19 protein-coding genes are annotated in these 23,538 nt (G+C 70.1%); 9 read left to right on the top strand and 10 right to left on the bottom strand.

The annotated features are described in order from the left end of the window. Positions 1–184: 184 nt before the first annotated feature. From ACZ3I4_RS44955 to ACZ3I4_RS44945, 3 genes are all read right to left on the bottom strand, one after another. Positions 185–889, bottom strand: coding sequence for a DUF6745 domain-containing protein (locus ACZ3I4_RS44955; protein WP_465388298.1), 705 nt, complete (start codon positions 887–889; stop codon positions 185–187). A 129-nt stretch (positions 890–1,018) separates the two neighbouring features. Further along, complete coding sequence (locus ACZ3I4_RS44950) at positions 1,019–2,008, bottom strand: TAXI family TRAP transporter solute-binding subunit (protein WP_465388297.1); 990 nt, start codon at positions 2,006–2,008, stop codon at positions 1,019–1,021. 10 nt (positions 2,009–2,018) lie between these two features. Next, positions 2,019–4,211 carry a TRAP transporter permease gene (locus tag ACZ3I4_RS44945; RefSeq protein ID WP_465388296.1) on the bottom strand — a complete coding sequence of 731 codons (2,193 nt, stop codon included), beginning with the start codon at positions 4,209–4,211 and terminating at the stop codon, positions 2,019–2,021. Positions 4,212–4,459: 248 nt separating this feature from the next. On the opposite strand from ACZ3I4_RS44945, the gene ACZ3I4_RS44940 reads away from it, so the two are divergent. The 4 genes from ACZ3I4_RS44940 to ACZ3I4_RS44925 all read left to right on the top strand — a co-directional run bounded on the left by ACZ3I4_RS44940 (position 4,460) and on the right by ACZ3I4_RS44925 (position 9,980). After that, the gene (locus tag ACZ3I4_RS44940; protein WP_465388295.1) at positions 4,460–5,128 is read left to right on the top strand and encodes a dioxygenase family protein; all 669 of its coding nucleotides are present in this window, start codon (positions 4,460–4,462) and stop codon (positions 5,126–5,128) included. Between the two features lie 14 nt (positions 5,129–5,142). Further along, complete coding sequence (locus ACZ3I4_RS44935) at positions 5,143–6,819, top strand: AMP-binding protein (protein ID WP_465388294.1); 1,677 nt, start codon at positions 5,143–5,145, stop codon at positions 6,817–6,819. 36 nt (positions 6,820–6,855) lie between these two features. Beyond that, positions 6,856–8,457: an ArnT family glycosyltransferase gene (locus tag ACZ3I4_RS44930; RefSeq protein WP_465388293.1), complete on the top strand. Its 1,602-nt coding sequence runs from the start codon at positions 6,856–6,858 to the stop codon at positions 8,455–8,457. A 101-nt stretch (positions 8,458–8,558) separates the two neighbouring features. Next, entirely contained in the window at positions 8,559–9,980 is a 1,422-nt protein-coding gene (locus ACZ3I4_RS44925) for a hypothetical protein (protein ID WP_465388292.1), read from the top strand. Here ACZ3I4_RS44925 and ACZ3I4_RS44920 read toward each other — a convergent pair. Next, positions 9,977–11,593, bottom strand: a complete 1,617-nt coding sequence (locus tag ACZ3I4_RS44920) for an AMP-binding protein (protein WP_465388291.1) — start codon at positions 11,591–11,593, stop codon at positions 9,977–9,979. The two genes, ACZ3I4_RS44925 and ACZ3I4_RS44920, sit on opposite strands and share 4 nt — an antisense overlap. Before the next feature lie 53 nt (positions 11,594–11,646). Here ACZ3I4_RS44920 and ACZ3I4_RS44915 point away from each other — a divergent pair, with 53 nt between their 5' ends. From ACZ3I4_RS44915 to ACZ3I4_RS44905, 3 genes are all read left to right on the top strand, one after another. After that, positions 11,647–12,660 carry a zinc-dependent alcohol dehydrogenase gene (locus tag ACZ3I4_RS44915; protein ID WP_465388290.1) on the top strand — a complete coding sequence of 338 codons (1,014 nt, stop codon included), beginning with the start codon at positions 11,647–11,649 and terminating at the stop codon, positions 12,658–12,660. A 144-nt stretch (positions 12,661–12,804) separates the two neighbouring features. Further along, positions 12,805–14,442 (top strand): GMC oxidoreductase, encoded by a 1,638-nt coding sequence (locus ACZ3I4_RS44910; RefSeq protein WP_465388289.1) that lies wholly within the window; start codon positions 12,805–12,807, stop codon positions 14,440–14,442. 9 nt (positions 14,443–14,451) lie between these two features. Continuing rightward, positions 14,452–14,964: a pyridoxamine 5'-phosphate oxidase family protein gene (locus ACZ3I4_RS44905; RefSeq protein ID WP_465388288.1), complete on the top strand. Its 513-nt coding sequence runs from the start codon at positions 14,452–14,454 to the stop codon at positions 14,962–14,964. 289 nt (positions 14,965–15,253) lie between these two features. Here the strand turns inward: ACZ3I4_RS44905 and ACZ3I4_RS44900 are convergent, their stop codons facing one another. Together ACZ3I4_RS44900 and ACZ3I4_RS44895 are read right to left on the bottom strand one after the other, a co-directional pair. Further along, positions 15,254–15,994: an SDR family NAD(P)-dependent oxidoreductase gene (locus ACZ3I4_RS44900; protein WP_465388287.1), complete on the bottom strand. Its 741-nt coding sequence runs from the start codon at positions 15,992–15,994 to the stop codon at positions 15,254–15,256. A gap of 76 nt (positions 15,995–16,070) precedes the next feature. Beyond that, the gene (locus ACZ3I4_RS44895) at positions 16,071–16,415 is read right to left on the bottom strand and encodes a histone-like nucleoid-structuring protein Lsr2 (protein ID WP_465388286.1); all 345 of its coding nucleotides are present in this window, start codon (positions 16,413–16,415) and stop codon (positions 16,071–16,073) included. Between the two features lie 282 nt (positions 16,416–16,697). On the opposite strand from ACZ3I4_RS44895, the gene ACZ3I4_RS44890 reads away from it, so the two are divergent. Further along, positions 16,698–17,849: a glycoside hydrolase family 12 protein gene (locus ACZ3I4_RS44890; RefSeq protein WP_465388285.1), complete on the top strand. Its 1,152-nt coding sequence runs from the start codon at positions 16,698–16,700 to the stop codon at positions 17,847–17,849. A 128-nt stretch (positions 17,850–17,977) separates the two neighbouring features. Here ACZ3I4_RS44890 and ACZ3I4_RS44885 read toward each other — a convergent pair whose 3' ends face one another. The 4 genes from ACZ3I4_RS44885 to ACZ3I4_RS44870 form a co-directional block, all read right to left on the bottom strand. Continuing rightward, a complete protein-coding gene (locus tag ACZ3I4_RS44885) occupies positions 17,978–18,733 on the bottom strand; it encodes a GNAT family N-acetyltransferase (protein ID WP_465388284.1) in 756 nt (251 codons plus the stop codon). A gap of 157 nt (positions 18,734–18,890) precedes the next feature. After that, on the bottom strand, positions 18,891–20,927 hold the full coding sequence (locus ACZ3I4_RS44880; RefSeq protein WP_465388283.1) for a xanthine dehydrogenase family protein molybdopterin-binding subunit: 2,037 nt from the start codon (positions 20,925–20,927) through the stop codon (positions 18,891–18,893). Beyond that, entirely contained in the window at positions 20,924–21,883 is a 960-nt protein-coding gene (locus ACZ3I4_RS44875; protein ID WP_465388282.1) for an FAD binding domain-containing protein, read from the bottom strand. The genes ACZ3I4_RS44880 and ACZ3I4_RS44875 overlap by 4 nt, the downstream gene beginning before the upstream one ends. Beyond that, complete coding sequence (locus ACZ3I4_RS44870; RefSeq protein ID WP_465388281.1) at positions 21,880–22,320, bottom strand: (2Fe-2S)-binding protein; 441 nt, start codon at positions 22,318–22,320, stop codon at positions 21,880–21,882. Before ACZ3I4_RS44870 ends, ACZ3I4_RS44875 begins: the two co-directional genes overlap by 4 nt. A 60-nt stretch (positions 22,321–22,380) precedes the next feature. Between ACZ3I4_RS44870 and ACZ3I4_RS44865 the strand changes: the two genes are divergently transcribed. After that, entirely contained in the window at positions 22,381–23,460 is a 1,080-nt protein-coding gene (locus tag ACZ3I4_RS44865) for an NAD-dependent epimerase/dehydratase family protein (protein WP_465388280.1), read from the top strand. Positions 23,461–23,538: the final 78 nt, after the last annotated feature.

The following is a 23,538-nucleotide window of genomic DNA, read 5'->3' as shown; positions in this document are numbered from 1 at the left end:
CGGACAACAATGGCGTCATGCCATTTCATCTCGATCCCCTTTCGTGTGGCGCTCTCGCGGACTCACCAAACCATAGAGCCCACCAGCGCCCGCCGCAATTCTTTTTCGGGCACGTCCGGAAGGGCAGCATCTCCCGATCATGACTGAGCCCGGCGACCCCGTACGGGATCGCCGGGCCCGCGGTCTACCGAACGGACCAGCCGTCGCCGTATTCGACGAACAACGGGTCGGTTCGCAGGGTCACCGGCCGTTCCACCAGCACACATCGGCGGTCGCCGGGCCACCACCAGCCACCCGACCGGGTCAGCGTCGCCCAGAGGTCAAAAGCGCTATTTTCCCGTACGGGAACGAGGTTGGTCTTCCGGAGAACGTCGGCGAAGGCGATCCAGTACGCGTCCTGGTGGCCGTACCAGCCGACCGGCACCGGGCCCAGCGCCGCCCGGATCGGCAGATAGATCTGGGACAGACGGCGGAACAGTTCTTCCCGTACGCCTTGCACGAGCACCTCATGAAACGGCAGCCCCGCCTCGAGGGCCTGGTCGGGTGCCATGACGGGCCAGCGTTCGCCCTTCTTACGCTTGGGCGGCGGCCGGTCGGCGGGCGGTTCGGTGAAGTCGGCCTCGAGCGCGGACCTGAGCCGGGACAGTCCGGCCGCGATGTCACTGGCCACCGGCCGGGCGCCGAACTCGGTCATCAGGCCCTCATGGGTGGGCAACCCGTCGAGGAAGGGAAGCGCGGCGCGGGGTGACGTGACCCAGACGAATTCGGGACGCCGCCGGCCGTGCCGGGCGTAGATCGAGGCGATCGCCTCTTCGGTGGTGATGTGGTCGACCGGCTTGGTGGAGGTTCCGATCTCGAGCCAGTTCTGGCGAATTTCCTTCGCCTGCAACCACAGTTCTGTCCGGAGCGCGGCCTGTCGCCGCGCGGTCGCGATCAAAGCGCGAGGGCGCACGCGCCCTTCCGAGAGAAGGTCATCATGCGCCCATGATGACCTTCGCCCAGTCGTTTCCGCAACTCGTTATTTGGGTGCTCCCAAATCGTCCAGGGCCTTCTGCGACCCGCGGTGCAGCGGCACGGGGTCGGTCTTGCGGGCCTTCTCGAGGGTGATTTCCTTGGCCGCCGCGTTGGCCTGTTCGAGCTGCGGTTTGCGGTCGAACAGGGTCTTGGTCAGCGAGCAGGCGACGTTGGCGTCCAGGTCGTTCTTCACGAGCAGCACGTTGGGGACGACGATCGTCTTAATGTCGGCGGCGAGCTTGTAGGTGGCGGCGGGGATGGAGCCGGCCTCGTACACCTCGTTGATCTTCTGCATGTCCGGCAGCAGCGGCGTGATGTCGAGGAACTCGACCTGGTCGCCGGAGGTCGTGAGCAGGTCGGTGATGCCCGGGGTGGGCAGGCCGCCCGACCAGAACAGCGCGTCGATCGAGCCTTCCTTCATGCCGTCGACGGTCTTGGTCAGGTCGAGCTTCTGGGCCTTGATGTCGGCGGGGCCGAGCCCGGCCGCGGTCAGCAGGCGGTTGGCGATGACCTCGGTGCCGGACTTCGGGGAGCCGGTGGAGACCCGTTTGCCCTTCATGCCGGCCACGTCCTTGATGCCGGCCGCCTTGCGCACGATCACCTGCGTGTAGTTGGTGTGGATGCGGGCCAGGGCGGCGATCGGCTGCTTGCTGTCGAAGCTGCCGGTGCCGTTGACCGCATCGGCGGCGGTGTCGGCCAGCGAGAAGGCCACGCCGTACGTGCCCGCGACGAGCTGCTGGATGTTCTGCACGGAGGCGCCGGTCTCGGACGCGGTGGCCTTGACCTTGCTTCCGGAGGCCCCGATCTGTTCCGCGTACGCGTTGCCGAGCGCAAAATAGACGCCGGTCGCGTTGCCGGTGGCGATGCCGATCCGGGTCTCGTTGGCGACGTCGCAGGTCACCTCCCCGCCGGCATCGGTCGAGGCGGCATCCTGCCGTCCGCCGCAGGCCGTGAGCGCGCCGGTGAGGGCGAGCGCGACCCCGGCTGCTGCCATTCGTCTCATATCAACCCCGTTCTTCCGTATTCGTGGTGTCCGGATGCGTGGTGTCGCGGTGCGGAGCGGTCCGGTCCGCGGTCGAGGCCGGCGCGGGTTGCGCGGGAGCGGGTGAGGGCTCGCTGTGCGCGGGCTCGGGCAGGCCGGGCGCAGGTGTCGTTTCGGCCAAGCCGGGCGTGGCGGGCGCAGGCGTCGTTTCGGCCAAGCCGGGCGTGGCGGGCGCAGGCGTCGTTTCCGCCATACCGGGGGCGGCCGGGTCGGAGCGGCGATGGTCGATTGCGGCCCAGGCAGCCGATCCGGCCAGCAGCAGGATGCCGGCGGCGATGGTGACCGGCTCCAGGTAGAGCAGGAGCAGCCCGGCCAGGGCGGCCAGGACCCGTGAACCGGTGCCCGCGCGGCCCACGCCCAGCACCCAGCCACCGGTGGCGACGGCCAGGCCCGCCACGCCCAGCATCGCGGCCACCGAGGCCCAGACGATGTCGAGGAACGGGCCCCGCGCCAGCAGGTAGGACCCCGACGGGGTGAGGACGAACGCGATCGGCGCCAGGAACGCCGGGAGGGCGTACTTGAGCGCCTGCCACATCGTCGGGATCGTGCGGCCGCCGGTGATCGCGCTGGCGCCCACCGCGGCCAGGGCGGTCGGCGGCGTGACCTCGGAGAGCACCGAGTAGTAGAAGACGAACATCGCCGCGGCCGGGGCCGGCACACCCAGGGCGAGCAGCGCCGGCCCGATGATGACCCAGCCGATGATGAAACTGGCGGTCACCGGCACCGCGAGACCGAGGATGGCCAGCGCGACCGCGGCCAGGATCACGGTCAGGGCCAGCACCACGGTCGGGTTGTCGGTCACCGCCTGCGCGCCCCGCACGAGCAGCGAGGCCAGCTGCGCGCCGAGGCCGGTCTTGGTCGTGGTGGCGGTGATGATCCCGGCCGCGGCGCAGACCGCGACGACCGGCAGCACCCCGCGCACCCCGGCGCTGAGCGCGGTGAACAGTCGCTGCGGGGTCAGCCAGGAACGCCGGTCGAGGAACGACAGCGCGAAGGCGAGCAGGGTGGCGTAGACGACGGCGCGCGTCGCGCTCTGGCCCAGGGCCAGCAGCACCACGATCAGCACCAGCGACGAGAAGTGGTAGCCGAACCGGCCCAGCAGACGCAGCGTGCTGACCGGCGGCGTCTCCAGCGAGCGGACCCGGAACCGGCGTACGTCGATCTCGACCGCCAGCAGGATGCCCAGGTAGTACAGAACCGTGGGGATCATCGCCCAGCCGAGAACGGTCAGATACGAGACGTCGAGGTATTCGGCGACGATGAACGCGGCCGCGCCCAGGGTCGGCGGCGAAAGGATCGCCCCGACACCGGCCGCGGCCAGCATGCCGCCCGCCTGCTCGGCCGGATATCCGGCGCGGCGCAGCATCGGCCAGGTGACCGCGCCGACGCTGACCGCGGTGGCCGTGCCCGAGCCCGACACCGTGCCGAGCAGAAAGCCCGCGGCCACCGCCGTACGCCCGGCGGCACTGCGCGACCGCCGGAACGCGGCCACCGACAGGTCGACGAAGAACCGGCTGGCCCCGGAAAGATCGAGCACGGCGCCGTAGATCGTGAACAGGACGATGTACGTGGCGGCGACGTCGAGCGGGGTGCCGTAGAACCCGCTGCCCGAGTTGTAGAGCGCGTCGACGATCTGCGAGAAGTCCAGCCCCGCGTGGGCGATCGGCCAGTTCTGCGGGAGAAGTCCGCCGTAGTACCCGTACGCAAGGAAGGCCAGACAGACGACCGGGAGCGCCCACCCGGTCGTGCGCCGGCATGCCTCGACGACCAGGACCAGCAGGACGGCGCCGAACACGATGTCGGCCGGCTCGAGCAGGCCCTGCCGATCGAGGAACCCGTCGTATCCGCCGCCGAGCGGGCTCACCGGATAGAGGCAGACGACCAGCGTGGCCACGGCCAGGACCCAGTCGGCGATCGTGGGGCTGTCACTGCGCCGCTTGCCGATCCGCGACCGGTACGCGAGGAAGACCAGCGGCAGCGTGCCCGCCAGAAAGATGATCAGGTAGTACTGACTGCCGCGGGCAAGCGGCCGGAAAACCTGCCACAACACAAGCACCGCCACCGCAAAGGCGACGACCGCCACCCCCGTGCCGATGCGACCCGTGAGCCGGCGGGCGGGCAGTTCCTCATCGTCGTAGTGCACCGCGTCCACCATGGACGCATCGGACCGCTCCCGGACCCCGGAAGATCGATCTTCGCCCATGAAACGGACAGTACCGGCTGCGAACGCGCTTGGTAACCGCACGACTCATAACGGATGAACAGCCAGTCACGTTACGAATCCCCCGGTAACACCCGTCCGGACACCACGAACCGCTGCACCCGAGCGGCAACCGTCCGCGACCACCCCATGCAACCCACGCCCTGCGTAATGGAACCTGATTTGCCGACGGAGGGGACCGGATGACCACGCAGGTGAAGGCGGAAGTGCAGCAGCAACGCGCAGGGCTCGCCGTTGACTTCCCGGTGCTGCGCCGCCGCCGCATGATGGGCCTGGTCAACGGCGTCACCGTCGCGTCCCTGGGCGGTGCGGACAAGGACGTCCTCACCGCCTCGGGGATCGTTCGGGACGATATCCGGCGCAGCTTCGGCATGGCGTCCGGCGTCGCCCGGGGCGTTCCGCTCGCGGTGCGGCTGCGGCTGATCAGCGCGAACTCCGGCCGCCCGCTCACCGGGCACTCCGTCTACGTGTGGCACGCCGACCGGGACGGCGCCTATTCGCTTTACTCACCGGGGCTGGACGGGCAGAACTACCTGCGAGGTATCCAGGTCACCGACGATCAGGGCTGGGTCGCCTTCTCGACGATCTTCCCGGGGGCGAGCGAGGGCCGCTGGCCGCACCTGGGCTTCGAGATCAGCCCGGCGGTCACCGCGGCGCCGGTGCGGGCGGGGCAGGTCGGCCTGCCCGCGGATGCCTGCGTCCGGGTCTACGGCACCACCGCGTACGCCGCTAATGCCGCCCACCTGGCGCTGGCCAGCCCGGTGGCCGACGACGGCGGCGAGCTGGCCATGGCCACCGTCACCGGCGATCTTGACCGTGGCTTCGTGGCGACCAGGACCATTAGCATCTGATCCGGGAGGATCAGATGACTTCGAACTCGTTCCAGGCGGCGCGCGACTTCCTGCTGGCCCACAGCGACGACTACGACGTCGCGGTCGAGCAGTTCCGATGGCCCGACCTGGGCGACGACGATTTCAACTGGGCCCTCGACTGGTTCGACGTGATCGCCGAGGGCAACGACGCGCCCGCCCTCTGGATCGTCGAGGAGGACGGCTCCGAGCAGAAGTTCTCGTTCGCCGAGATGTCGCACCGGTCCGGCCAGGTGGCCACCTGGCTGCAGGCCCAGGGCGTACGCCGCGGGGACCGCATCGTCGTCATGCTGGGCAACCAGGCCGAGCTGTGGGACACGATCCTCGCCGCCATCAAGCTGGGGGCGGTGCTCATTCCGGCCACGCCGCTGCTCGGCCCGTCCGACTCGGCCGGCCGGGTGACTCGCGGCGGCGCCCAGCACGTCATCGCCGCGTCCTCGGCGGCGAGCAAGTTCGCCGGGGTGGACGGCGAGATCACCCGCATCGCGGTCGGTGAACCCGTCGAGGGCTGGCTCACCTTCACCGACTCGTACGACGGGAATGTCGGTTTCGCCAAGACCGGGAAGAGCAAGGCGAGCGACACCCTGCTGCTCTACTTCACCTCGGGTACGACGGCGCGGCCCAAGCTGGTCGAGCACACCCACGCGTCGTACCCGGTCGGGCATCTCTCGACCATGTACTGGATCGGTCTGCGACCGGGCGACGTCCACCTCAACATCTCGTCGCCGGGCTGGGCCAAGCACGCGTGGAGCAACGTCTTCGCGCCGTGGAACGCGCAGGCCTGCGTGTTCATCTACAACTACACGCGGTTCGACGCGGGCCGGCTGATGGCCGAGATGCAGCGTTGCGGCGTGACCAGTTTCTGCGCGCCGCCCACGGTGTGGCGCATGCTGATCCAGTCCGACCTGTCCGCGCTGGCCACGCCCCCGCGGATCGTGGTCGGCGCCGGCGAGCCGCTCAACCCCGAGGTCATCGACCAGGTCAGCAAGGCCTGGGGGGTGACCATCCGCGACGGTTTCGGGCAGACCGAGACGACCGTGCAGATCGCCAACACGCCCGGGCAACCGGTCAAGCCGGGTTCGATGGGCCGGCCGGTGCCGGGTTACCGGATCGCGCTGATCGACCCGACCACGGGCGAGGAGGCCGACGAGGGCGAGATCTGCGTCGCGCTGGATCCGCGGCCGACCGGGCTGATGGTCGGCTATCACGGCGATCCCGGCCTGACCGACGAGCGGATGGCCGGCGGTTACTACCACACCGGCGACGTCGCCTCCCGGGACGCGGACGGCTACATCACCTATGTGGGGCGCACCGACGACGTGTTCAAGGCGTCCGACTACCGCATCTCCCCGTTCGAGCTGGAAAGCGTGCTGATCGAGCACGAGGCGGTGGTCGAGGCCGCGGTGGTTCCTTCCCCCGATCCCGTACGCCTGAACGTGCCGAAGGCCTACGTCGTGCTGGCCGAGGGTTGGTCGCCCAGCGCCGCGACGGCCGACACCATTTTCGCGTACGCCCGGGAACACATGCCGCCGTACGCACGGATCCGCCGTCTCGAGTTCGCCGACCTCCCGAAGACCATCTCGGGCAAGATCCGCCGGGTCGAACTGCGCGAGGCCGAGGCGACCAAGAACATCGACCCGGCCACCATCCCGGAGGGTGAATTCCGCAGCTGATGTGATCTTGGCCGGTCGCCGGGTTAATGTGGCGCGATGCTTGGACGGCGCCTGCTCTATCCGCTCGCCGTGGCGCTGTTGCTGGGGCAGATGGCGTTCGCCATGGTCACCACGGCCATGCAGCAGTCGCCGACCATCGACGAGCCGGTCTACGCGGGCACGGCCCAGTTCTATCTCGAGCAGCACCAGGTGCTCTACAACCCGGAGCATCCGCCGCTGGCCAAGCTGTTCATGGCGGCCGGGCTCGCCTTCACCGGCGCCAAGCTCGACCCGGCGTACCGGGGAAATCAGACGAACCTCGGACGGCACCTGCTCTACGAGAGCGGCAACAATCCGTTCGAGCTGATGCTGGCCGCGCGGCTGCCGATCATCGTGCTCACGCTGCTGTTCGGTCTGGCCGTGCTGTTCTTCGCCCGCGATCTGGCCGGGCGGTGGGCCGGTTTGACAGCCCTTTCCCTGTACGCCTTCTCGCCCGACATCATCGCGCACGGCTCGCTGGCCACGCTGGACGTGCCGGCCGCGGGCTTCGTGCTGGTCACGTTCTGGATGCTGTGGCGGGCGCGGGACCGGCCCCGGCTCTATCTGCCGCTCGCCGGGGTGGCGCTCGGGGCCGCGCTGGCCACCCGGATGAGCACGCTCCCGGCCGTACCGGTGGCTCTGCTCCTGGCCCTTCTCGCCCCGGCGGTGCTCACCTGGCCGGGTGATCGCCGACGCTGGCGCGAACTGGCCCTGCGCGCGCTGGCCGCCATCGGCGTGGGCCTGATCGCGGTGGCCGTCGTCTGGCTCGTCTACCTGATCGTCGACCCGCGGCTGCGCTGGAGCACGCCGACCTGGCTGACCAACCCGGGCGGCCTCAAGGGGCTCGCCGTCGACCTGCTGCCGCTGCCCCGGTCGTACCGGGACGGGGTGTTGATCCAGTTCCGGTTCGAGCAGAACACCTTCAACGGGTTCCTGCTCGGTGAGGCGTACCGGGGATCGCGCTGGTACTACCTGCCGGCCGCCCTGCTGATCAAGACGCCGATCGGGATGCTGCTGCTCTGGCTGGCCGGCACGGTCACGCTGCTGCTCAAGAAGTGGGTCGCCGCGCTGTATCTGCTCGTGCCGGCCGGGGTGCTGATGCTGGTGGCGATGACCGGGGCGCGCGACTACGGCACCCGGTACGTCATCTTCATGCCGATGCTGCTGGCCGTGGCGGCCGGGACGATCGTGCTGCTCCGGTGGCGCTGGGCGTGGGCTCCCGCGGCGGCGCTGGCCGGTTTCGTGGCGGTGAGCTCGGCGTGGACGTTCCCGTATTACCTGCCGTACTCGAACGAGGCCTTCGGCGGCACGGCCAACACGCACAACAACTTGCACGACTCCAACGTCGACTGGGGCCAGGACCTGCCGCGCCTGGCCGCCCACCTCGAGGCCGAATATCCGGGCCAGCCGGTCTGGCTGGTCTACAAGGGCGCCGGCGTGCCGGAGTACTACGGCATCGAGGGCCGCAACCCGCTCACCGTGCCGATCGACCAGGTACGCGGCCTGCTCGTCGTCTCCGACTCCCGGGTGGCCCTGGCCCGCAACCGCCTGAAACAACTGATCGACTCCAGCACCCCGGTCGACCAGGTGGGCCACTCGATGACCATCTACCGCCGGTAGTTCCTTTTCTTTTCCTTTGCTTTCCGCTTCGCCCCTCCCCGCGTGGGAGCGTTCCCAATAGAGTCGCTGCGGCCGCGAACACCTACCAGGGAGCAGGGTCGATGAGCGAGTCGCCGCAACCGTCCCGGCACCGCCGGCCGGGCCGCCGGTCGCTGCTGACCGCCGCGCTGGCCGGGGTGCTCGTGGCCGCCGTCGCCTTCCCGGCCGGGGCGTGGGCGCTGGGCTGGTGGGGCGGCTCACCGGAATCGCCTTTGAGCGGGCCCGTGTCGCTCGGCGACTCCCCCAGCTTCCCCGCCGGTCGATCATCGTCGCCATCGGCGGCTGCTTCGCCGTCGGCCCGTGCGACGGCGGTGGCCACCGCCAAGCCCAAACCGGCCGGACCCTGCGGGCGCAAGCGCGGCGCATCGCCCGCCACCAAGATCACGCAGGTCGCACTCGGGTCCAAGGTCGTCGGCTACGGCGGCGAGGGCGACACCGAGAAGCTTCCGATGGCGATCGCCGCCACCCCCGGCGGCGGGAGCTGGCTGGCCTGGCTCAGCCCCGGCGGCCAGGTGCACCTCGGCAAGCTGGGCTGCGACGACAAACTGATCGGCCGGCCCACCACGTTCACCGGAATCGACCTGCAGGACGTGCAGGCCGACGCCACCGGCGGGGTGCTGCTGCTGACCCGCAAGGGCAATTGCGGCACCGGGCCCCTGTGCGGTGGCGAGTCCAGCCCGTGCAACACGATGCACATGGTCCGGTTCGACAATGCCGGCCGGCTCGTGTGGGAACGCCAGGTGACGAACCTGACCGGCGGGCGAGACGGGTACGACGACGGGGCCCGGTTCGTCTGGTGGTATCAGCACCACGGCCGGCTCGCGTCGGACGGCACTAACTACGCGGCATACTTCGGGGTGGCGATCACCGTCCGGAACGGTTCCTGCGTGGACATTCACCAGGGCGACCGCATGCAGGTGGTCACCAAGACCGGCAAGATCGCCGCCGGCCGGGGCTTCGAGGTGGGCTGCAGCCACGCCTGGACCCCGCGCATCGCCTGGGACCCGAGGACCAAGAAGTTCGTGACCGTCTGCGCGACCGACAACAACTGCCGCATCGCCCAGCCCGCCCCCTACCGTACGGTCGCCAAGGGCACCTGCGACGGCACGCTCTTCGGCGGCGACCTGGTCCTGGCCCGGACGAGCGGTTACTGGACGGCCTGGAGCCAGGGCGGCAAGGTGCGGTTGTCGCACTTCAAGGGCGGTTCGGCGGCCACCCGGACCATCACCACAGCCGCCGGGTCGAAGCATCCGCACCTGGTCGCGTACGGGAACCGCATGCTCTTGACCTGGCAGTCCGGATCCTCCATGCGGGCCCAGGCGCACGACGCGGGCACGGGCGCGGCGATCGGCAAGCAGTTCACGATCGCGGTTAAAGACCACAACTACCAGGCCTTCAAGCCGTACGCCGACGGCAGCGCCGCCTACCCGGCAGCCGGCCCGACCAGCTCGTCCCTCACAATCGCGCGAGTCCTGCCGAGCTAGGCGTTGCGGACGGCGGCGACGTCCTCGAGGCCCAGGATGGTGACCGCCTTCTCGCGCATCTCGACCTTGCGGACCTTGCCGGTGACGGTCATCGGGAAGCCGTCGACGACGTGCACGTAGCGCGGCACCTTGTAGTGGGCCAGTCGGTCGGCGCAGTACGCGCGGATGGCGTCGGCGGTCAGCGGGGTCGTGCCGGGGCGCATGACGATCCAGGCCATCAGCTCCTCGCCGTACCGGGCGTCGGGCACGCCGATCACCTGCACGTCGGCGATGTCGGGGTGGGTGTAGAGGAACTCCTCGACCTCGCGCGGATAGACGTTCTCGCCGCCGCGGATCACCAGGTCCTTGATGCGGCCGACGATGTTGACGTAGCCCTCGTCGTCCATCGTGGCCAGGTCGCCGGTGTGCATCCAGCGAGCGGCGTCGATCGCCTCGGCCGTGGCGCCGGGCTGGTTCCAATACCCGAGCATGACCGAATAGCCGCGGGTGCACAGTTCGCCGGGCTCGCCGGGCGGCACGACGCGACCGGTGTCGGGGTCGATGACCTTGGACTCGAGGTGGGGCATCACGCGGCCGACCGTCTCGGTGCGGCGGGCCAGGTTGTCGTCGGGGCGGGTCATGGTCGAGACCGGCGACGTCTCGGTCATGCCGTAGCAGATAGCGACCTCGCCCATGTTCATCTCGGCCACGACCCGCTTCATCACCTCGACCGGGCACGGCGAGCCGGCCATGATTCCCGTACGCAGCGAGGACAGGTCGTAGTCGCCGAAGCCGGGCAGTCCGAGTTCGGCGATGAACATGGTCGGCACCCCGTACAGGGAAGTGACCCGCTCCGCGCCGACGGCGGCGAGCGTGGCGGCCGGGTCGAAGCCGGGCGAGGGCAGCACGATGCAGGCGCCGTGCGAGGTGGCCGCCAGGTTGCCCATCACCATGCCGAAGCAGTGGTAGAGCGGCACGGGCAAGCAGACCCGGTCGTGCTCGGTGTAGTTGATCAGCTCGCCGACGAAGTAGCCGTTGTTGAGAATGTTGTGATGCGAGAGGGTGGCGCCCTTGGGGAAGCCGGTGGTGCCCGACGTGTACTGGATGTTGATCGGGTCGTCGAACGCCAGCGTCCCGGCCCGCCGGTCGAGGGCCGCGTTGTCGCCGTCCTCGGACAGATCGGCGAAGCTCTGCTCGCCGATGAAGGCCACGTCGCCGAACCCGACCTCCGTGATCATGGCCCGGTAGTCACTGGTCTTGAACGACGCCGCGCTCACCAGCAGTTTCAGCCCCGACTGCTCGACGACAAAGCGAAGTTCATGCGTCCGGTACGCCGGATTGACGTTGACCAGAATCGCGCCGATCTTCGCCGTGGCGTACTGGGTGATCACCCACTCGGCACAGTTCGGCGCCCAGATCCCGACCCGGTCGCCCTTCTCGATGCCCCGCGCGAGCAGCCCCCGGGCCAGCCGGTTCACGTCCGCGTCGAACTGGGCGTACGTCCATCGCCGCCCCGACTCCACCTCGACCAGCGCCTCCCGGTCCCCGAAGCGCCCGACCGTACGTTCCAGGTTGGCGCCGATGGTCTCACCGAGAAGGGGCAGGTCCGAGACACCCGAGGCATAGGACGACATGTGGGCAGCATCACCCATGGACCCGTACGGAGGCTAGGCCCTAGTCTCTGGCCATGCGTCGAGTGATCGTTTCGGATGACGGAGTGTCGGTGGTCGAGGCCGGGGCGCCGGAACCGGGACCGGGCGAGGTGCTCGTGCGGACGGCCGTCGCCGGGGTCTGCGGGTCGGACACGCATGCGCTGGCCGGGCTGCATCCGTTCATCACCCTGCCGTACGCGCCGGGCCACGAGGTCTGCGGCACGGTCGAGGCGGTCGGGGCGGCGGTGACCGGCGTGACGGTCGGTCAGCGGGTCACGCTCGAGCCGTTCCTGCCGTGCTGGGAGTGCAAGCAATGCCTGGCCGGCCGGCAGAACATCTGCGAGCGGCTGCGGTTCTTCGGCTGTGCCCACGATCAGGGTGGAATGGCCGACTACTTCACGGTCGACCAGCGGCGGCTGCACGTGATCCCGGACGGGTTGTCCTGGGAGACGGCCGCGTTCATCGAGCCGCTGGGCACCCCGGTGCACGCCGCCGGGCTGGCCGGGGGCGTACGGGACAAGGCCGTGGCGATTCTCGGAGCCGGCACGATCGGGATCCTGACCCTGCAGGTGGCGCGGGCCTACGGCGCCCGCCGGGTCGTGGTGACCGCCCGGTCGGCCGCCTCCCGCGACCGGGCACTCGAGTTCGGGGCCGACGCGGTCGCCGACGCCTCCTCCCCCTCGTGCGCCGACGACGTGCGGGCGGCGCTGGGCGAGAGTGCCGACGTGGTGTTCGACTGCGTGGCCGAGCAGTCGACGACCGACCAGGCGCTGGGCATGGTGATGAAGGGCGGGACGGTCGTCGTGGTCGGGGTGCCGCCGTCCGACGTACGGATTCCGCTGCCGCTCATTCAGGACGCCCAGCTGCGCATCCAGGGCAGCGCGACGTACCTGCCGGCCGATTTCACCGAGTCGATGCGCCTGCTCGCGACGGGCGAGGTCGACGTGTCGCGCATGGTGACCGCCACGCATCCGCTGGACGAGGCCGCGGCCGCCTTCGCCGACGCTGCATCGGGTCGCCATCTGAAAGTCCTGCTGACCGCGCCGTGACCGCCGCCTGTGGATAACCCGCTTTCCACGCTTGACACCGAGTAAGTTCTCTTCCCTCTCCCCAGGGCGGGTGGGGGCTTGGGATGGCCGAACAAGTTACCGGTCAGTATTGTTGTAACAAGCTGGTAATGGCAGAGTGTGGCCATGGCGGACTACGACGTCGTGATCGTGGGCAGCGGCTTCGGCGGCAGCGTGAGCGCCCTGCGCCTGGCCGAGAAGGGCTACCGGGTCGGCGTGCTCGAGGCGGGCCGGCGCTTCACCCCCGAGACGTTGCCGAAGACCTCGTGGGATCTGCGCAACTTCCTCTGGGCGCCCAAGCTCGGCATGCGCGGCATTCAGCGGATCACCCTGCTCAAGGACATCGTCGTGCTGTCGGCCGCGGGCGTCGGCGGCGGCTCGCTGGTCTATGCGAACACGCTCTACCGCCCGCCGCGCTCGTTCTTCGACGATCGGCGCTGGGCCGGCATCACCGATTGGGCCGGCGAGCTCGAGCCCCATTACGACCAGGCTTCCCGCATGCTCGGCGTGACCGAGCAACCCTCGATGACCCCGTCCGACGTGGTGATCCGCCAGGTCGCCGAGGACATGGGGGTGGGTTCGACCTTCCGCCGTACGCCGGTGGGGGTCTTTTTCGGCGAACCCGGCAAGACCGTCGCCGATCCGTTCTTCGGAGGAGCCGGCCCTTCCCGTACGGGGTGCATCGAGTGCGGCAACTGCATGATCGGCTGCCGGGTGGGGGCGAAGAACGCGCTCGACGTCAACTATCTGTATCTGGCCGAGCAGGCCGGCGCCGTCGTGCATCCGTCCACTGAGGTGACCGCGTTGCGACCGGTGGCCGGCGGCTGGTCGATCGAAACGTCCCGCGGTGTCTTCACGGCCCGCGATGTCATCCTGGCCGCCGGCGCCCTGGGCACTCAGCGCCTGCTGCACGCCATGCGCGACCGCGGCGTCCTGCCCAACTTGTCCGCGCAGCTCGGCTCGCTGACCCGCACCAACTCGGAGGCGCTACTCGGCGCGCAGACGGCCGACGTGCCCGCCGAGCCGTTCTCGCGCGGCGTGGCGATCACGTCCTCGTTCCACCCCGACGAGACAACCCACATCGAACCGGTCCGGTACGGCCCCGGCAGCAACGCGATGGGACTGCTCACCACCATGCTCGTCGACGGTGGCGGACGGCTGCCCCGGCCGGTGCGCTTTCTCGGGCAGGCCCTGCGCCACCCGTACGTGCTGCTCCGCTCGTTGTCGGTGCGGCGCTGGAGCGAACGTACGATCATCGCGCTCGTCATGCAGACGGCCGACAACTCGCTCACCGTGCGCCGCACCCGCCGCGGCCGCCTGACCACCGGCCCCGGGCACGGCGCGCCCAATCCGGCGTGGATCCCGGTCGGGCACGAGGCCGTACGACGGATCGCCACGCGGATCGGCGGCTTCCCGGGCGGCGGTGTCGGCGACATCTTCAACATCCCGATGACCGCGCACATCCTGGGCGGCGCGACGATCGGCGAATCGCCCGGCTCCGGCGTGATCGACGCTTATCACCGCGTTTTCGGGTACGAGGGTCTGCACGTCATCGACGGCTCGGCCGTCCCGGCCAACCTCGGCGTGAACCCGTCGCTGACCATCACCGCGCTGGCCGAGAGGGCCGTCTCGTTGTGGCCCAACAAGGGCTCGGCCGACCCGCGCCCGCCGCTCGGGTCACCGTACGTGCGGTTGTCCCCGATCGCGCCCAGCTCCCCCGCCGTCCCCGCGCACGCCCCGGCAGCCCTGCGTCCCGCGCCCTAGGCTGTGCCCATGATGGACCTTGACCAGCCCCACGAGAGCCTGGCCGGCCACGCCCGCGAGCTGCTCGGCGCCAATCGCTATCTGACCCTGGGCACGGTCTCGCCCGGCGGGCAGCCGTGGACGAGCCCGGTCTACTTCTCGTGGTCGTCGGTGGCCACCAGCTGGGAGTTCTTCTGGGTGTCGGCGGCCGACGCCCAGCATTCGCTCAACCTGCTCGATCGTCCCGCGGTCAGCATCTCGGTCTTCGACTCGACCGTTCCCGCCTATCACGGCCGGGCCGTGTACGCCGTGGGCGAGGCCCGCGAGGTCCTGCCGGAAGACCTGGACGAGGCACTGAGCAACTACCCCGGTCCCGAGTCGCGCGGCGGCCGGACCCTGACCCGCGCGGATGTCACCGGCGACCAGCCGTGGCGCTTCTATCAGGCCGGCGCGTCCGACCTGTGGGTGTTGTGCCCCGGCGAGCCCGGCGAGGCTTGCGACCTGCACGGCATCATGCGGGACCACCGGGCCCGGGTGCTCTGAAGCCCGCTATTCGGCCGACTCGTTCAACGGCGGCGGGTCATCCGACAGGTGCTCCGGCACAGTCGGCTCATTCCCGCCCCCGTGCACCTCGTCGTACTCGTAATCCCCGCCGGCCTCCTGGGAAACGTCTGCCCCGGGGTCGTTAACACTGTTCGGATCCGTCATGCCTTCGTAGTACCGCCCGTACGGCCATCCCTAACCCCCACCCGCCCTGGGGAGACGGATGAACCCTAAGCGGTGTCAAGCGGGGAAAGCCGGTTATCCACAGCAGCCGCCCTGTCCACAGGAATCAGAGACGGCCCTTGACGTCGCCCTTCCCGGCGGCATTGCCCGCGTACATGCGGTCGGCAATCCCGGGGAAGACGTTCGCGGCGATGACCGCGGCCCGATATTTGACCGGGACGATCACGCGCCGGCGGGGACGGCGCAAAGCGCTTTCCACCGCGGCAGCGACGATCTCGGGCCCGGGCAGGCCGGAGCGGTTCTTGTTGGCGGCGCCGGCGATATAGCCGGGCTCGATCAGGGTGACGCCGATTCCCGTTCCGGCGAGCTCCCGGCGTACGGAATCGGTCATGCCCCGCAAGGCGAACTTGGTGGCCGAGTAGACGCCGCTCATGCCGACCTCGCCCGCGACCGAGCCGATGTTCACGATCGAGCCGCCGCCCTGCGCCCGCATGATCGGCACGACCGCGCGCATCAGGCGGATCGGTGCGAGCAGGTTGACCTGGATCATGCCCTCGACCGCGGAGTCCTCGGAGAGCACGGACGCGACCCCGCCGACGCCCGCGTTGTTGACCAGCCCGTCGATCCGTCCGGTGATCGCCGTGGCGCGCTCGACGAGATTCGCCAGAGCTTGCTGATCCCGTACGTCGGTGGGCACCGCGACAGCGTTCGGCAATTGCTCGGCGAGGGCCGCGAGTTTGTCCGTGCTGCGAGCGGCCAGCACCACCGTGGCGCCGTTGCGGGCAAGCCGTTCGGCCGTGACGCGGCCGATTCCACTGGACGCGCCCGTCACGATTACCACCGGCATGGTCCCACCCCATTGTCGAAGAAACGGCGCCGCCGTGGATCGGCGACGCCGTCATTTCAGCGCTTGCTGGGTCAACCTATCGCTTGCTGTGGTACGCCTCCACGATGTGGCTCGGGATGCGTCCGCGCTCGGAGACCTCGTAGCCGTTCTTGTTCGCCCACTCGCGAATCGCCTGGTTCTGGTCGCGGCTGGCGCGGCCCGTGCTGGCCGGGGCGGTACGCCGCGTCGGCGATACGACAGCCGTGCGACCCACCCGGGTAGCGGCACTCAGGAACGGGTCGAGCGCCTTGCGAAGCTTGCCGGCGTTCTTCTCGGAGAGGTCGATCGTGTAGTTCACACCGTCCAGTCCGAACTCGACGGTGCGATCTGCCTCGCCGCCGTCGATGTCGTCGGTCAGAAGGGTTATTACCTGCTTGGCCATGGTGTGCCCCGCTCCTACCACGATGTCATTAGAGGCCACGACTTTGCGCGTGCGGCAACGCCGTGGAATGTCGATACGCTTTCATTCTGTCTTGCGATTACTCCCGGTGCAAATTGCCCCCTTCCGCATGTCGCAATTCCCTTGCCGGTTACCCCCTCCGGTGGCCCGCCCGGCGAGCCCGTGGTCCCGGCTCTTTCCACGCTCGTAAATGTCCTGTAACGTGCGCTGGGAGCGCTCCCAGTCCCGTCCCCACGGGTTCCCCCTCCCCAAGGAGCTGACGAAATGCGACGTCTTCTCCGCGCCGCCCTGGCCTCCGGCCTGCTCGCGGCCGCCGCCGTCACCGCCTTTGCCGCCGCCGGTCCGGCCGCGGCCGACGCGCAGATCTGTGAGCAGTACGGCAGCACCACGATCGGTGGCCGCTACGTGGTGATGAACAACCGCTGGGGCACCTCGGCCCAGCAGTGCATCGACGTCACCAGCACCGGTTTTTCGATCACCAGCCAGCAGGGCACGGGCAGCACGAGCGGCGCCCCGGTGTCCTATCCGGCGGTCTATCTCGGCTGCCACTACACCAACTGCTCGCCGGGCACGAACCTGCCGATCCGGGTCAGCGACATCTCCAGCGCGACCAGCAGCATCAGCTACCGGTACGTCTCGGGCGCGACCTACGACGCGGCCTACGACATCTGGCTCGACCCGTCGCCCAAGAAGGACGGCGTGAACCAGCAGGAAATCATGATCTGGTTCAACCGGCAGGGCTCGATCCAGCCGATCGGCTCGGTTGTCGGCAATGCGACGATCGGCGGCCGTACGTGGCAGGTGTGGCAGGGCAGCAACGGCTCGAATGCCGTCGTCTCCTACGTCGCCCCGTCGGCCATCAGCAGCTGGAGCTTCAGCGTCCTCGACTTCATCCGGGACGTGCAGAATCGCGGCGCCATCACCAGCAGTTGGTATTTGACGAGCATTCAGGCCGGATTCGAGCCCTGGATCGGCGGCGCGGGCCTCGCGGTGACCGATTTCAGCGCCCAGGTGAACGGCAACGGCGGCACTCCGAGTAATCCCCCCACCACTACGCCGCCGACAACTCCGCCCACTTCGCCACCGACCGGCGGGACCGCTTCCTGCCGCATCACATACGCCACCAACACGTGGAATAGCGGACTCACCGCCAATGTGACCGTGGCCAATACCGGATCGACCGCCCTGAACGGCTGGGCGCTCGCCTTCACCCTGCCGGCCGGCCAGACGATCACCAGTTCCTGGAACGCCACATTGACCGGTTCGAGTGGCGCGGTGACCGCCCGCAACATCACGTGGAACGGCGCGATTCCGCCCGGCGGCAGCGCGTCGTTCGGTTTCCAGGCCAACCACACCGGCTCAACCGCGGCGCCGTCCTCGTTCTCGCTGAACGGCTCCCAGTGCACAACCGCATGACCCGCTGATTGGCGCATCCCGCAAAGAGATCGCCACCCGAACCCGAGCCGCCTCGTCGCCGATTCTCCGACGCCGGGGCGGTTCGTCCATTCCCGCGATCGACCAGCCGGCGCCACCGGACCCTTGGTTTACCGGGCCCCGGGCCCCAGTCGCAGGCTGAGTTGCGTACCGAATTCGCGAAACCCGAGCGGCTTCGCCACCCGCCGCGAAGCCTCCGGCCGCGCCCGCCATTGCGGCATCAGCCCGCGGTCGAGCGCATCCGCCGTGGCCGCCGAAGCCACCAGCCGCCCCAGCCCGAGCCCCCGCCACTCATCGGCCACGAGCACGCTGAGGTGAGCCGTCCCCCGGGGCCACACCCGATAGCCGGCCGCGGCCTTTCCCCGTACGACGAAAAGCCGTGACGTGACGTCCTGCAGCCCCGCTTCCCCGTCGTCCTCGGCGCTGACCCCGGCACGCATCTCCTCCACTTCGGGATCATCCGCGGAAACGACCTCGACGGCGGCCATCCGTCGGCCAGGCGCACCGATCGCATGGCCGCGGTCGTCACCCGTATTCGCCTGTCCCTCTCCGACCTCCGCCACCGGCCGGAAGGCCGCCGCATCGCAGTAGGAAAGCGATGCCGGCCCCAACGTCTCGAGGACGGTAAGGCGATTCAGCCGGTCGATTGTGGACAGCGCCTGCCGCATCGCCTCCGCCGATTCCTCATCGGGTGCGGTGGCGATCGTGGACCCGCCGAGGCTGACGATGCCGGCCCAACCCGGTGGGCAGAGAAGCGACCGCGGCGAGACGGCGACATCGACCGCGTCGGCCCGGAACTCCACTGGCGCGCAGGCCAGCTCGGCCCATAGGCTCTGGGCACTTCGCAGCAAGGGATCGTCGGTCACGCAGGCATCGTGGCAACCGATCCACCCCGCCGCCACCAGAAATCCGGGCCCTGTGGATAACTCAGGCGCCTGTGGACAACCGGCCGGAGCGCCCGGATGCTGTTTAGGGTGGGGGCCCCCTGGTAGGGCGGGCCATGGGGGTAGGAGCCAGTAGGGGCTACAGGTGGGGCAGCAGCTTGTCCAGGCGGACGGGCAGGTCGCGCACCCGGATGCCGGTGGCGTGCCAGACCGCGTTCACGATCGCGGCCGGTGAGCCGACGATGCCGATCTCGCCGATTCCCTTGCTGCCCATCGGGTTCAGGCCCTCGTCGGGGTCTTCGATCCACTCGGCTTCCACCGACTCGACGTCGGCGTGGGTGGGCACGTGGTATTCGGCGAAGTCGTGGTTCACCCAGACCCCCTCGGCCGGGTCCAGCACGCTTTCCTCGTGCAGGGCCATCCCCATGCCCATGACCATGCCGCCGATGAACTGGCTGCGGGCCGTGCGCGGGTTCAGGATGCGGCCGGGGGCGTACATGCCGTACAGGCGGGACACCCGCACCTCGCCGGTGACGGCGTCGACGCGTACCTCGGCAAAGTGGGCGCCGAAGGCGTGCTTGCCTTCCTGGTTCAGCTTTTCGACCAGGGCGGAACTGTCGAAGGTCTCCTCCGGGCGGCCCGACTCGCGCAGTGCCCGGCACGCGCCCGTGACGGCCCAGCCCCACGAGGCCGTGCCGGACGAGCCGCCGGCCACCGAGGCGAAGGACAGGGTGCTGTCGCCGATGCGTACGCGCACCCGGTCGTGGGGGACGCCGAGCGCGTCGGCGGCGATCTGGGTCAGCACGGTGCGGGCGCCGGTTCCCAGGTCGGCCGCGGCGATCGAGACCTCGAAGCTGTCGTCGGGGAGGCGACGGGCCCGCGCCGAGGACGGCTGGACCATCGCCGGGTAGGTCGCCGCGGCGACCCCGGTGCCGATCCACCAGTCGCCGGAGCGTTGCCGGCGGGGCCGCGGGTCACGGTCGGACCAGCCGAAGCGGTCCGCGCCGCGGCGCAGGCAGTCGACGAGCGCGGCGGAGCCAGCGTTGCGGGCGCGGAGTTCGATCGGGTCGAGTTCCAGCGCGACGGCCAGCTCGTCCATCGCGCATTCCAGGGCCAGCATGCCGGGCGCCTCGCCGGGGGCCCGCATCCAGCGCGGCGTCGGCATGTCCAGGCGAACCAGCCGGTGGCCGGTGCGTACGGCCAGGGCCTCGTACATGTGCCGGGTCGACACGGCGGTCTGCTCGGCGAACTCGAAGAGGCGGGAGGTGTGTTCGACGGCCAGGTGGTCGATCGCGGCCAGTTTGCCGTCGGGGCCGGCGGCCAGCCGCAGCTGCTGGATCGTCGGGGTGCGGTGGCCGACCATGCTGAACAGCGCCTGCCGGGGCAGGGCCAGCCGGACGGGCCGGCCGGTGACGCGGGCGCCCATCGCGGCCAGCACGGCGTTGGGGCGGGCGGTGCCTTTCGAGCCGAATCCGCCGCCGACGTGCTCGGTGATCACGTGGACCCGGTCGGGAGGCAGGTCGAACAGCGCGCCCACGGTGGCCGCGATGCCCGGCGGGTGCTGGTTGGAGTCGTACAGGACCAGGTCGTCGTTGGCCCAGAGCGCCGTCGTCGCGTGCGGTTCCATCGGGCTGTTGTGCAGGGCCGGCGTGGTGTAGGTGACGTCGATCCGGACCGGCGCCGCGGCGAAGGCGGCGGAGACGTCGCCCGTGGCCGTTTCGCTGGGGAAGCTCGGGTTCACCTTCTCCGGCGTGTAGAGGTCGGGGTGGTCGGCGCGGAGCACCGTGTCGTGCGACCCGGCCGTGATCGTGAGCTGCAACGACTGCGCGGCGGCCCGGGCCGCCTCCAGGGTGCGCGCGACGACCAGGGCCAGCGCCTGCCCGCGATAGCTGATCCGGTCGGACTGCAGCACGGCCAGTTCGGGGTCGTCGGCCGGGCTCAGCCGGGGCGCGTTGCCGTGCCAGAGGACGGCGATCACGTCGTCGGCCTCCACCAGCGGGTCGACGGTCACCCCGGTCAGGGTGCCGGCGGCCACCGGCGACTGCGCCACCCACCCGTACGCGAGATCGTCGCCGACCTGGTATTCGGCGGCGTAACGGGCGGCGCCGGTGACCTTGTCCGGTCCCTCGATGCGCCGCAGCGGCTGCCCGACGGACCGTTCCGAGGTGGCGGTCATGACAGGTCCTCCAGCACCGAGGCGACCAGGTTCCGGATCAGCGTGATCTTGAAGGCGTTGTCGCGCAGCGGCTCGGCGGCGGCCAGTTCGGCGTCCGCGGCGGCCAGGAACGACTCGCGGGTAGCGGGCCGGCCGCGCAGCGCCTCCTCGGCCCGGTAGGCACGCCACGGTTTGGGCGCCACGGCTCCGAAGGCCAGGCGTACGTCGGTCACCGTGCCGTCGTCGATCCGGGCCACAGCCGCGACCGAGCCCACCGCGAAGGCGTACGAGGCCCGGTCGCGCACCTTGCGATAAGCGCTCGTACGGGACAGAACAGCGGGTAGGTCAACCGACGTAATCAGCTCGCCGTGCTGCAGAACGGTGTCCACCGACGGATCATCGCCCGGCAAGCGGTGCAACTCGGCCACCGGCACCGAGCGGTCCCCCGACGGGCCGCTGATCTGCACGACGGCGTCGAGCGCGGCCAGCGCCACCGCCATGTCGGACGGGTGCGTGGCGATGCAGGCCTCGGACCCGCCCAGGATCGCCAGGTTGCGATGGTCGCCCGACCGGGCCGGGCAACCGGAGCCGGGCGCGTGCTTGTTGCACGGCATGGTCGGGTCCATGAAGTAGCGGCATCGGGTGCGCTGCAGCAGGTTGCCGCCGGTGGTGGCCATGTTGCGCAGCTGGCCGGACGCGCCGGAGAGCAACGCCTGGCTGAGTACCGGATAGTCGTGGCGCACCCGGGGATGGACTGCGAGGTCGCTGTTGCGTACGCCCGCCCCGATCCGCAGCCCCCCGCCGGGCCGGTCGCTCACCTCGTTCAGCGGCAGCTTGGTCACGTCGACCAGCACCTCGGGGGTGGCGAGGCCGAGCTTCATCAGGTCGACGAGGTTGGTGCCCCCGGCCAGGAAGACCGCGCCGGGTTCGAGGCCGTCGTCGAGCGAGGTCGCGGTGCGATACGTGAACGTCTTCACCGGGCCGCCACCTCCCGGATCGCCCGGACCATGTTCGGGTAGGCCCCGCAGCGGCACAGGTTGCCGCTCATCCGCTCGCGGATGTCGTCGTCGGTGAGCTCGTCGTCCCCGGCTTCGTCGAGCATGCCGACCGCCGAGCAGATCTGCCCCGGCGTGCAGTAGCCGCACTGAAAACCGTCATGCTCCAAGAACTTTTCCTGTACGGGGTGGGACAGCCCCTCCACCGTGGTGACCGAGGCGCCGTCCAGCGTGATGGCCAGGATCAGGCAACTGTTGACGCGCCGGCCGTCGAGCAGGACCGTGCACGCGCCGCACTGCCCGTGGTCGCAGCCCTTCTTGGCGCCGGTCAGACCGAGATGCTCGCGCAACGCGTCCAGCAGCGTCGTCCGCGGATCCATCTCGAGGCTGTGCCGGTCACCGTTCACGACGAGATCCATGATTGGGCCGTACCCGCGCCGGAGTGGTTCAACCGCGCGGGCCAGGGTAGGCGTCAGGACATGCGAGTCGTGATCGTCGGAGCCACCGGGAACGCCGGAACCGCCCTGTTGCGCCGTCTGAGCGCCGAGCCGGACGTGGAACTCGTCGGCGTGGCGCGGCGCCTGCCCGCCCCGACCGGGGTGTACGCCAAGGCGTCGTGGCATTCGGTCGACGTCGGCTCGTCGCAGGCCGAGGACAAGCTGGCCGGGGTGTTCGCCGGGGCCGACGCGGTGGTCCAGCTGGCCTGGCAGATCCAGCCGAGCCACGATCAGAAGCTGCTTTACCGTACGAACGTGCTGGGCAGCCGGGCGGTGGCCAAGGCGGTCCTGCGGGCCGGGGTGCCCGCGCTGGTCGTCGCGTCGTCGGTCGGCACCTATTCGGCGGGCCCCAAGGACGCCTTCGTCCGGGAGAGCTGGCCGCGGGCCGGGGTGCTGCAGTCGTCGTACAGCCGGCACAAGGCGCTCGTCGAGTGGATGCTCGACCAGATCGAGGCCGACCACCCGCAGCTCCGCGTCGTGCGGCTGCGCCCCGGGCTGATCTTCCAGCGCGCGGTCGGCACCGAGATCTCGCGCTATTTCGCGGGCCCGCTGCTTCCGGCCTGGCTGCTGCGGCCGCAGTGGCTGCCGGTCGTGCCGTCGCATCCGGGTCTGCGCATGCAGGCCGTGCACGCCGATGACGTCGCCGACGCGTACGCCCGGGCGGTGCTGTCGGATGCTCAGGGCGCGTTCAACATCGCCGCGGGCCCGGTGCTGGATCCGGCCGTGGCCGCGCGCACGTTCCACGGCGTCCAGGTGCCCGTTCCCGGTTTCGCCCTGCGGGGGGCGGCCGCGGCGAGCTGGTGGCTGCGCCTGCAGCCGATCGACGCGGGCTGGGTGCAGCTGGCCCTGAAGGCCCCGCTGATGTCGTGCGACCGCGCCGCCACCGAGCTGGGCTGGCAGCCCCGGCGCGACGCCGTGTCGGCCCTCAAGGAGCTGATCGCCGGGATGGCCGACCGGGCCCACGATGACGGCGGCCCGCCCCTGTCCGGCAACCCGGACCTCCCCGGCCGGCTCGGTGGCCTGCTCAAGGGCCGCCTCCCCGGCGAGGGCAACCCGTACTAGCTAGGCCCTGTTTCGGAATTCACCCAGGGCTGCGGCGTGGCCCAGCCGGCGCCTGGCGTCACCTGGACCTCGCCTCGC

It is taken from the genome of Actinoplanes sp. NPDC021490, assembly GCF_055562135.1.
The sequence above is the reverse complement of the archived record's forward strand: the minus strand, read 5'-3'. Positions and strand labels throughout refer to the sequence as shown.

Bases quoted from the DNA above. Each gene is read 5' to 3' on its own strand.
- ACZ3I4_RS44880 (WP_465388283.1), bottom strand. From the start codon at position 20,927: ATGACCGCCACCTCGGAACGGTCCGTCGGGCAGCCGCTGCGGCGCATC.
- ACZ3I4_RS44900 (WP_465388287.1), bottom strand. From the start codon at position 15,994: ATGCCGGTGGTAATCGTGACGGGCGCGTCCAGTGGAATCGGCCGCGTC.
- ACZ3I4_RS44950 (WP_465388297.1), bottom strand. From the start codon at position 2,008: ATGGCAGCAGCCGGGGTCGCGCTCGCCCTCACCGGCGCGCTCACGGCC.
- ACZ3I4_RS44865 (WP_465388280.1), top strand. From the start codon at position 22,381: ATGCGAGTCGTGATCGTCGGAGCCACCGGGAACGCCGGAACCGCCCTG.
- ACZ3I4_RS44870 (WP_465388281.1), bottom strand. From the start codon at position 22,320: ATGGATCTCGTCGTGAACGGTGACCGGCACAGCCTCGAGATGGATCCG.
- ACZ3I4_RS44895 (WP_465388286.1), bottom strand. From the start codon at position 16,415: ATGGCCAAGCAGGTAATAACCCTTCTGACCGACGACATCGACGGCGGC.
- ACZ3I4_RS44940 (WP_465388295.1), top strand. From the start codon at position 4,460: ATGACCACGCAGGTGAAGGCGGAAGTGCAGCAGCAACGCGCAGGGCTC.
- ACZ3I4_RS44920 (WP_465388291.1), bottom strand. From the start codon at position 11,593: ATGTCGTCCTATGCCTCGGGTGTCTCGGACCTGCCCCTTCTCGGTGAG.
- ACZ3I4_RS44935 (WP_465388294.1), top strand. From the start codon at position 5,143: ATGACTTCGAACTCGTTCCAGGCGGCGCGCGACTTCCTGCTGGCCCAC.
- ACZ3I4_RS44890 (WP_465388285.1), top strand. From the start codon at position 16,698: ATGCGACGTCTTCTCCGCGCCGCCCTGGCCTCCGGCCTGCTCGCGGCC.
- ACZ3I4_RS44925 (WP_465388292.1), top strand. From the start codon at position 8,559: ATGAGCGAGTCGCCGCAACCGTCCCGGCACCGCCGGCCGGGCCGCCGG.
- ACZ3I4_RS44905 (WP_465388288.1), top strand. From the start codon at position 14,452: ATGATGGACCTTGACCAGCCCCACGAGAGCCTGGCCGGCCACGCCCGC.
- ACZ3I4_RS44915 (WP_465388290.1), top strand. From the start codon at position 11,647: ATGCGTCGAGTGATCGTTTCGGATGACGGAGTGTCGGTGGTCGAGGCC.
- ACZ3I4_RS44910 (WP_465388289.1), top strand. From the start codon at position 12,805: ATGGCGGACTACGACGTCGTGATCGTGGGCAGCGGCTTCGGCGGCAGC.
- ACZ3I4_RS44945 (WP_465388296.1), bottom strand. From the start codon at position 4,211: ATGGTGGACGCGGTGCACTACGACGATGAGGAACTGCCCGCCCGCCGG.
- ACZ3I4_RS44930 (WP_465388293.1), top strand. From the start codon at position 6,856: ATGCTTGGACGGCGCCTGCTCTATCCGCTCGCCGTGGCGCTGTTGCTG.